Consider the following 1,756-nt stretch of genomic DNA (forward strand, 5'->3'; position numbering starts at 1 on the left):
GGGTTCTTCCGCATATTTGGTGCAGGGTGCAGGATTCACGGACGGTGCGAATACGGGCATAAGGTCGGAATCGCAGTTGACGCCGTGATTCGCCTTGCTCCAAACCTTCCGCTCACTGGTTTCCCCCGAGCTTTTGATCGTCCAGATCCTTCCCCAGAGCGACAGGGTGGCGCTGGTGGCTCGGCCGAAGTCAGCGGTCTCGCTCTGTCCGTGTTGCGGCTGCCAGACGGGCCGCGTCCACAGCCATTACGTGCGACGCTTAGCCGATCTGCCGTGGCAGGGTCGGGTTGTCGAAATCCGGCTTCACGCGCGGCGGTTTCGATGCGCGAATCCGCAATGCCCGCGTCGGATATTCACCGAGCGGCTACCGTCAACGGTGCGGCCGAAAGCAAGACGCACAACTCGCCTCGGCGAGAGCCAACTGTCGATCGGCTTTGCGGTCGGCGGTGAGCCTGGCTCGCGCCTGTCGCGCAAACTGGCCATGCCGGTCAGCGGCGACACCTTGCTCCGAATGATTCACTCGGCTCCCTTGCCGGATTTCGTTGCCCCGACCGTCGTCGGCATCGACGATTGGGCTTGGCGTCGTGGCCAGCGATATGGAACGATCATCTGCGATCTGGAGCGCAACTGCGTGCTTGATCTGCTTCCCGATCGTAACGCCGACAGTGTTGCAAGCTGGCTGAAGCGCTGGCCGGGAATCAAGGTCGTCGCCCGCGATCGTGCGGGACTTTATGCTGATGGCACACGCCGCGGAGCGCCCGACGCGGTGCAGGTGGCGGACCGATGGCACCTGCTCAACAGTTTGGGTGAGGCCCTGCGCCACGCGGTCGGCCGCCATCGTCACAACGTAGCCGCCGCCGTGCAAATCATGGCGTCCGCGCAAAGAGCGAAGACCGGCAGTTCCGCGCCGCCGCCCGGCCTTGCACAGTTGCGGGCGGAACGAAAGGCAGCGCGACGCGAACGCTGGGATGAAATCTGTCACCTACGCGAGCAAGGTTGCCCAACATCCAGGATCGCCCAACTGCTCGGCGTCGACAGGCGCACTGTTCAGCGCTGGCTGACCACTGGCGGCGAACCGGAGCATTCGCGTCCTCACAGGCCTTCACATCTTCTCTCACCCTTCGTGGCATGGCTCGAAGCGCGGTGGGCCTCCGGCTGTCAGGTGGGCCAGCAGCTTTGGCGGGAGCTTCAGAAACAGGGTTATACTGGAAGTCGGGTGACCGTCGCGCGATGGGCCGCTGACAGGCGCGCACATGCAGAAGCGGCAGAAGCGGCAGGAGCAGCACAACTACGCCTGACCTGGAAAGCTCCCTCGCGTCGTCGCTGTGCTTGGTACTTGAGCCAGGATCCGGATCAGATCGATGCTGAAGCCAGGCCGTTCCTCGGCCATCTATTTGCGCAAGCTCCGGAACTCGCCACGGCGGCCGATCTGGCGAAGCGGTTTGTGTCCCTTCTCAACGGTAGCGACATCGCCCAGCTCGATGAATGGATCACACAAGCAGGCAACAGCGAGCTCAAGAGCTTCGCCAACGGCATCGCGCGGGACATCGATGCGGTCCGAGCGGCAATAACTACCTCCTGGACAACCAGTCCGGTCGAAGGCCAGATCAGCAAGATCAAAGCCATCAAACGACAAATGTATGGCCGGGCAAGCTACCCGCTATTGCGTCGACGCGTCCTCCTGGCTGCCTGAGAACGACCGAGCAACCTGTCCAACCCCGGTCGATCAAGCTGCACCAAATATGCGGAAGAACCC

Annotated in this window: 1 protein-coding gene; it reads left to right on the forward strand. The window is 62.8% G+C overall.

Annotated features, from left to right (window positions below; all coding sequences use genetic code 11):
- The first annotated feature begins 94 nt into the window (after positions 1 to 94).
- Positions 95 to 1,693 carry an ISL3 family transposase gene (locus tag FNJ47_RS45930; RefSeq protein WP_206685414.1) on the forward strand — a complete coding sequence of 533 codons (1,599 nt, stop codon included), beginning with the start codon at positions 95 to 97 and terminating at the stop codon, positions 1,691 to 1,693.
- Positions 1,694 to 1,756 lie beyond the last annotated feature (63 nt).

Origin of the sequence: Bradyrhizobium uaiense, assembly GCF_010811875.1 — a bacterium.
Classification (GTDB): domain Bacteria; phylum Pseudomonadota; class Alphaproteobacteria; order Rhizobiales; family Xanthobacteraceae; genus Bradyrhizobium; species Bradyrhizobium uaiense.